Consider the following 7,029-nt stretch of genomic DNA (forward strand, 5'->3'; position numbering starts at 1 on the left):
ATCAGTCGCACCGCCGAAAATCAAAAGATCGCAGCCTTCGGCAGCTCCTACATATTCATTGTTGGCCTAGCTATCCGACCGCTGCCCCACCAGGCTATCCACCGACGGCACCCGCGTATCGCTTTCCATCTGGGTGTCATGCTCGATCTGGTGACTGAACCGGTCGAGCGAACCCGTGGCCGGTTGCGCATCGCTGGCGAACACGGGCGGGCTGAGGATGTAGGCACCGAGCAGGCGGCTGAGGGCGGCGAGGCTGTCGATGTGGGTGCGCTCGTAGCCGTGGGTGGCGTCGCAGCCGAAGGCGAGCAGGGCGGTGCGGATATCGTGACCGGCGGTCACCGCCGAGTGCGCATCGCTGAAGTAGTAACGGAACAGATCGCGGCGTACCGGCAGTTCATTGTCACTGGCCAGGCGCAGCAGATGCCGTGACAAGTGGTAGTCATAAGGCCCGCCGGAATCCTGCATCGCGATGCTCACGGCATGCTCGCTGGAGTGTTGGCCGGGCGCGACCGGTGCGATGTCGATGCCGACGAATTCGCTGACGTCCCACGGCAATGCCGCCGCCGCGCCGCTGCCGGTTTCCTCGGTGATGGTGAACAGCGGATGACAATCGATCAGCAGTTCCTCGCCGCTGTCGACGATGGCTTTCAACGCCGCCAGCAGCGCTGCGACACCGGCCTTGTCATCGAGATGACGGGCGCTGATGTGACCGCTTTCGGTGAACTCGGGCAACGGATCGAAGGCGACGAAATCACCGACGCTGACGCCCAGCGAGTCGCAATCGGCGCGGGTCGCGCAATAGGCGTCCAGGCGTAATTCGATGTGGTCCCAACTGATCGGCATTTCATCGACGGCAGTGTTGAACGCATGCCCGGAAGCCATGAGCGGCAACACGCTGCCACGGATCACGCCGTTGTCGGTGAACAGACTCACCCGGCTGCCCTCGGCAAAACGGCTGGACCAGCAACCCACCGGGGCCAGTGTCAGGCGACCGTTGTCTTTCACGGCGCGCACGGCCGCACCAATGGTGTCCAGGTGTGCAGACACGGCGCGGTCGGGGCTGTTCTTCTTGCCCTTGAGCGTGGCGCGAATCGTGCCGCGACGGGTCATTTCAAAGGGAATGCCGAGTTCTTCAAGGCGCTCGGCGACGTAGCGCACGATGGTATCGGTGAACCCGGTGGGGCTGGGAATGGCGAGCATTTCCAGCAGGACTTTTTGCAGGTAGGTCAGATCCGGTTCTGGGTATTTGATGGTCATGGAAACTCCTGATGGGTCAAACCACCGGCTGACTATGCGGAAACAACAAATCCACAAAGCGCTCGGCCGTCGGTTGCGGCTCATGGTTGGCCAGTCCGGCGCGCTCATTGGCTTCGATAAACACGTACTCCGGTTGATCGGCGGCGGTCACCATGAGGTCGAGGCCGACCACTGGAATGTCCAGTGCCCGCGCCGCCCGCACTGCGGCATCCACCAGAGTCGGATGCAGGATTGCGGTGACGTCCTCGAGAATTCCGCCGGTATGCAGATTCGCCGTACGCCGAACGAACAGATGCTCACCCGCCGGCAGAATGCTGCTGTAGTCGTAACCGGCGGCATGCAAGGTGCGCTGGGTTTCATGATCCAGCGGGATTTTGCTTTCACCATCGGTGGCAGCCTGGCGGCGTCGACTCTGGGCTTCAATCAATGCGCCGACTGAATGCTGACCATCACCTACCACTTCTGCCGGTTTGCGAATGGCCGCGGCCACCACTTCAAAGCCGATTACCAGAATTCGCAGATCGAGACCTTCATGAAAACTTTCCAGCAACACTCGACTGTCGAACCGGCGGGCGGCTTCGATGGCTTGCTGGACGTCTTCGATGGTCTGCAAATCAACCGCCACGCCCTGGCCTTGCTCACCATCCAGCGGTTTGACCACCACCCGATGATGCTCGTCGAGGAACGCCAGATTGTCGTCGGCATTCCCCGCCAGTTGCTGTGCCGGAAGATTCAGGCCAGCGGCTTTCAGCACTTTGTGGGTCAGGCTTTTGTCCTGGCACAACGTCATGCTGACCGCGCTGGTCAGATCACTGAGGGATTCGCGGCAACGCACCCGGCGTCCGCCATGGCTAAGCGTGAACATCCCGGCCTCAGCATTATCGACGTGCACATCGATGCCCCGTCTGTGCGCTTCTTCGACAATGATCCGCGCGTATGGATTGAACTCGGCTTCGGGACCCGGACCGAGAAACAACGGCTGATTGATACCGTTCTTGCGCTTGATGGCAAACGTCGACAGGTTGCGAAAGCCGAGCTTGGCGTAGAGATTTTTCGCCTGACGGTTGTCGTGCAGCACCGACAGGTCGAGGTAACTCAGCCCGCGGCTCATGAAGTGCTCGATCAAATGCCGCACCAGCACTTCGCCGACGCCGGGCCGCGAACAATGCGGATCGACCGCGAGGCACCACAGGCTGCTGCCGTTTTCCGGATCGTTGAACGCTTTGTGATGATTGAGGCCCATGACACTGCCGATCACCGCGCCGCTGTCCTCGTCTTCGGCCAGCCAGTACACCGGGCCGCCGAGGTGTCGCGGGGTCAGCAACGTGGCATCGATCGGTAGCATGCCGCGCGCCTGATACAGCTGATTGATCGCACACCAGTCGGCTTCACTCTGGGCGCGACGGATACGGAACCCGCGAAACACCCGGGTTGCCTGGCGGTAATCGCTGAACCACAGGCGCAAAGTATCGGACGGATCAAGGAACAACTGCGTCGGCTCCAGCCCCAGCACTTGCTGGGGCGCGGCGACGTACAACGCAATGTCGCGTTCGCCGGGCTGCTCGTTGAGCAACTCGCGGGCAAGGCTGGCCGGGTCAGCAAAGGTGTGGCCGATCAGCAATCGGCCCCATCCGCAATGCAGCGCAATCGGCTCGCCGCCCAGTGCGCTGCCGTCTTCGGCCAGGCGCGCCTGCAAACGTTCGTAGGAGGGCGCCTGACCGCGCAACAAGCGTTGGCTGAAAGCCGTGGCGTGAGGTTTCATCGATCAGATTCCTTGTTCACTGAGCCACAGGTTCAGAGCCGCCAATTGCCACAGCTTGGAGCCGCGCAACGGCGTCAGTTGACCTTGCGGGTCAGTCAATAAACGGTCGAGCATGGCGGGATTGAACAGGCCGCGATCCTGGCTTGGGTCGAGCAACAACTCGCGCACCCAGTCCAGCGTGTCGCCCTGCAAATGCTTCAGACCCGGCACCGGGAAGTAGCCTTTCTTGCGGTCGATTACTTCACTCGGGATCACCAGCCGCGCAGCTTCCTTGAGCACTTGTTTGCCGCCATCGGGCAGTTTGAACTTGCCCGGCACCCGAGCCGACAATTCCACCAGGCGATAGTCGAGAAACGGCGTGCGCGCCTCCAGGCCCCAGGCCATGGTCATGTTGTCGACGCGTTTGACCGGGTCATCCACCAGCATCACCGTGCTGTCCAGGCGCAGGGCTTTGTCCACGGCGGCGTCGGCGCCAGGCTGTGCGAAATGTTCCTTCACGAAGTCACCGGCGGCGTCATTCGCCGTCAGCCATTTCGGCTGCACGGTGGCGGCGTAGTCGTCGTAGCTACGGTCGAAAAACGCTTCGCGATAAGCCGCGTAGGGATCGCTGGCACCGTCGACCTGCGGATACCAGTGATAACCGGCAAACAACTCGTCGGCGCCCTGACCGCTCTGCACCACTTTGCAATGCTTGGCCACTTCCCGGGATAGCAGATAGAAAGCGATGCAGTCGTGGCTGACCATCGGCTCGCTCATGGCGCGAAACGCGGCAGGCAGTTGTTCGATGATCTCTTTTTCGTCGATGCGCAATTGGTGATGTTGGGTGCCGTAGTGTTTGGCGATCAGATCCGAATACTGAAACTCGTCACCGCGCTCGCCACCGGCATCCTGGAAACCGATAGAGAAAGTCGACAGGTTTTCCACGCCGACTTCACGCAACAGCCCCACCAGCATGCTCGAATCGACACCGCCCGAAAGGAGTACGCCGACATCGACCGCTGCACGTTGACGGATCGCGACGGCATCGCGGGTGCTGTCGAGCACGCGGTCGCGCCAGTCTTCGAGTGTCAGATTCTGCTCATCGGCGTGTGGGCCGTAGGGCAGGGTCCACCAGGTTTTTTGCTCGGTGGTGCCATCCGCGTCGATGCGCATCCAGGTGGCCGGCGGCAGTTTTTCAATGCCCGCCAGCAGAGTGCGCGGCGCCGGGACCACGGCATGGAAATTCAGATAGTGATTGAGCGCTACCGGATCGAGGATCGGGTTGATGTCGCCGCCCTTGAGCAACGCCGGCAGGGAAGAGGCGAAGCGCAAGCGTTGGCCGGTGCGCGACAGGTACAACGGCTTTACGCCGAGACGGTCGCGGGCAATGAACAGGTTTTGCGTGTCGCGCTGCCAAATGGCAAAGGCGAACATGCCGTTGAGTTTCGGCAACAGTGCTTCGCCCCAGGCATGAAAACCCTTGAGCAGGACCTCGGTGTCGCCACCGGAATAGAAGGCGTAACCGAGACTTTCGAGCTCTTTGCGCAACTCCGGGTAGTTGTAGATGGCGCCGTTGAAGGCCAGGGACAGCCCCAACTGATGATCAATCATCGGCTGCGCCGAGCCGTTCGACAGGTCCATGATTTTCAGGCGTCGATGGCCCAGGGCAATCGGTCCCTGGCTATGAAAACCCCAGGCGTCGGGGCCGCGAGGGGCCAGGTGATGGGTGATTCGTTCAACCGCCGCGAGGTCTGCAGGTTGATTGTCAAAACGTAACTCGCCAGCTAATCCGCACATAAATTCCTTACCGGTTTTTCCGTTGGGGAGGGTCAATCGATACCGCGCCAAAACGGCGGGTACTCAGAAACTGACCCGGCTGAATCCCCGGAGTTTTAGACCGATAAGTTATAAGTCGCGGAATCTGAACCGGTTGGAAGGCGTTTTATGCGTTGGTTCGGCGGATCAACCGACGCAGTGCGAAGCGGTTCGGATGACAGGCTTCGGCCACGCTTCTGGGCAACGGCAAGGGCTCGTTATCGAGCCAGGCAGCGAGTAATTCACCGGACAGCGGTGCGGTGATCAACCCCCGCGAGCCGTGGCCGCTGTTGACGTACAAACCGTCGAGCCATGGGCATTCGACGTCCGGCACTTGCCGAGCGTCCTTGCCCAGCGCCGCATAGCTTTGGGCGAAGAGCTGACTGTCTGCCACGGGGCCGACGATGGGTAAGTAATCAGGGCTGGTACAGCGAAACGCGGCGCGGCCTTGAAGGCTTTCCGGCTCCAGATTGTCGACTTGAAGACGGATGACCAGATCGTGGGAAATCTCTTCGAGCATGGCCAGGTTACCGAGGTGTTCGGCCGTGGTCGGGGTCAGGTCGTCGCTCTTGAAATCGAAACTGGCGCCCAGGGTGTGTTCGCCCAACCGTGCCGGAGCGACATAGCCTTCGGCGCAGACCACCGTGCTCAATGCCTGGCTGTGTGGGGTTTGCTGCAGACGGGTGATTTGCCCGCGAATGCGCTTGAGCGGGAGATCGGCGGTTTCGCTGAAACGCTGGATTTCGGCGGCGCCGGCCAATACCACCACGGGGGCGCTGGCAAGCAGCCGTTCACCATCCCAGGCTTGCCACTGGCCATCGACTTTGCGCAACTCCACCACATCGTGGTGCGTGAACATTTGAATGTGCGGATTCGCTGCTTGCCATTGGCACAGCGCCGGCGGATGAACCCAACCACCCTCGGGATAGTACAGCCCGCCGTGGTCCAACCCGATGCCCGCGAGTTTCTGCGCTTGGGGCTGATCCAACAGTTGCAGCAGATCTTCGGGAAACGCGTCGGCCAATTGCTGCTGACGTTCGGCTTCCTTGGCGTTGAACGCCAGTTGCAGCACACCGCAATCGTCCCAATCGGTGCCGCGTTGCAGGTGTTCGAGCTGGCGTCGGGTGTAGCCGAATCCGGCGACGATCATTTGCGACAGCGCCGTGCCGTGGGCCGATAACTTCAGGTAAAGCACGCCTTGTGGATTGCCGGAGGCTTCCTGGGCCATGTCGGCGTGGCGCTCTAGCAGCGTCACTTGCCAGCCCCGCGCCGCCAGACTGGCCGCGCTGGCACAACCGGCAAGCCCGGCGCCGATCACCAGTGCCCGGCGCTCACCGGTCAGCGGTGCAGGGCGGGCGAACCACGGTTTGACTGGCGTGGGCGCGAGAACCTCTGGCGGCCAACCGAGGAATTCACCGCGCAGGATCTCCCACTTATGGCCGATGCCCGGGGTGCGTTTCATTTTGAAGCCGGCGGCATTCAGCAGACGGCGTACCCAACCGGTGCTGGTGAAGGTGCTGATGGTCGAGCCGGGGGCGGCCAGCCGCGCCAGTTCGACGAACAGTTCGGCGGTCCACATGTCAGGGTTTTTCGCCGGGGCAAACCCGTCGAGAAACCAGGCGTCGATTTGCGCATCCAGTTGCGGCAGTTGCTCCAGCGCATCGCCGATCATCAAGGTCAGCGTCACTCGACCGTTGGCCAGCGTCAGGCGCTGGAAACCTTGATGGATCGCTACGTACTGCGCCAGCAATTGATCGGCAAACACCTTGAGTTCCGGCCACAGCGCCAGGGCGCGTTGCAGGTCGGCGGGGCTCAACGGGTATTTTTCGACACTGACAAAATGCATCCGCGCACCGGCCGCCGCGTGTTGTTCGAACACCTGCCAGGCACACAGAAAATTCAGCCCCGTACCGAAACCGGTCTCGCCGATGACCAGTCGACCCCCTTGCGGCAACGCAGCAAAACGCTCCGCCAAACGGTTCTGCTCGATGAACACGTAACGGGTTTCGTCCAGCCCCGACTTATCGGAGAAATACACATCGTCGAACACGCGCGAATACGGACGACCTTGGTCGTCCCAATCGAGCTGGGCGTGGGGCAATACAGGTTTCATGGCAGGCTCGGTAACGGCAAGACGGCCATTCTAGCTGATCGTGATCAATGGAGCGTTTGCGCTGAACCGCCATTGTAGGAGCAAGGCTTGCCCGCGATGGCGA

The 7,029-nt window shown here is 61.4% G+C and carries 4 protein-coding genes; all 4 read right to left on the reverse strand.

Annotated features, from left to right (window positions below; translation table 11 throughout):
* Positions 1–66: 66 nt before the first annotated feature.
* The 4 genes from ACW9JC_RS27395 to mnmC all read right to left on the reverse strand — a co-directional run bounded on the left by ACW9JC_RS27395 (position 67) and on the right by mnmC (position 6,926).
* A complete protein-coding gene (locus tag ACW9JC_RS27395) occupies positions 67–1,257 on the reverse strand; it encodes an osmoprotectant NAGGN system M42 family peptidase (RefSeq protein ID WP_416128579.1) in 1,191 nt (396 codons plus the stop codon).
* Between the two features lie 16 nt (positions 1,258–1,273).
* Positions 1,274–3,019 carry an N-acetylglutaminylglutamine synthetase gene (gene ngg / locus ACW9JC_RS27400; RefSeq protein WP_457458924.1) on the reverse strand — a complete coding sequence of 582 codons (1,746 nt, stop codon included), beginning with the start codon at positions 3,017–3,019 and terminating at the stop codon, positions 1,274–1,276.
* A 3-nt stretch (positions 3,020–3,022) separates the two neighbouring features.
* On the reverse strand, positions 3,023–4,795 hold the full coding sequence (locus ACW9JC_RS27405; protein ID WP_457458926.1) for an N-acetylglutaminylglutamine amidotransferase: 1,773 nt from the start codon (positions 4,793–4,795) through the stop codon (positions 3,023–3,025).
* 145 nt (positions 4,796–4,940) lie between these two features.
* Entirely contained in the window at positions 4,941–6,926 is a 1,986-nt protein-coding gene (mnmC, locus tag ACW9JC_RS27410; protein ID WP_457458928.1) for a bifunctional tRNA (5-methylaminomethyl-2-thiouridine)(34)-methyltransferase MnmD/FAD-dependent 5-carboxymethylaminomethyl-2-thiouridine(34) oxidoreductase MnmC, read from the reverse strand.
* Positions 6,927–7,029: the final 103 nt, after the last annotated feature.

The sequence above is a fragment of the Pseudomonas sp. SDO5591_S426 genome, assembly GCF_054070755.1.